Below are 509 nucleotides of genomic sequence, written 5' to 3'. Positions count from 1 at the left end.
GGACACGCCGGAGATCGATCCGTTGGAGCAGGCGGTCAACACGTTGACTGCGCAGACTGGCACGTTGTTCGTGATCGCGGCCGGTAACGACGGTGGTGAGGGCACGGTCGGTTCGCCGGGTAGTGCCGATGCGGCGTTGACGGTGGGTGCGGTTGACCGGGATGACGAGTTGGCGGAGTTTTCCAGCCGGGGTCCGAGGGTTGGTGATGAGGCGATCAAGCCGGATGTCACCGCTCCCGGGGTGGATATCGTGGCTGCTCGGGCCAGCGGTACCGAGATGGGGGAGCCGGTCGGGGACAGCTATGTGACGTCGTCGGGTACGTCGATGGCGACGCCGCACGTGGCGGGGGCTGTGGCGTTGTTGGCCCAGCAGCATCCGACGTGGAAAGCGGACCAGCTCAAGGCGACGTTGGTCGGGTCGGCGAAGCCGAATCCGGGGTTGACGGCGTTCGAGCAGGGTGCGGGTCGGGTTGATGTGGCTCGGGCGATCACCCAGACGGTGACGACCG

General features: G+C 66.8%; 1 protein-coding gene. It reads left to right on the top strand.

Annotation, left to right across the window (positions count from 1 at the left end; translation table 11 throughout):
- Positions 1-509: S8 family serine peptidase (locus tag ACFQ4H_RS34910; RefSeq protein ID WP_377579570.1), on the top strand; the 509-nt coding region annotated here is incomplete at both ends.

Origin of the sequence: Micromonospora sonneratiae (assembly GCF_042679305.1) — a bacterium.
Taxonomy (GTDB): Bacteria; Actinomycetota; Actinomycetes; order Mycobacteriales; family Micromonosporaceae; genus Micromonospora_H; species Micromonospora_H sonneratiae.
Note: the sequence above shows the minus strand (reverse complement) of the source record. Positions and strands in the feature narration are given on the sequence as shown.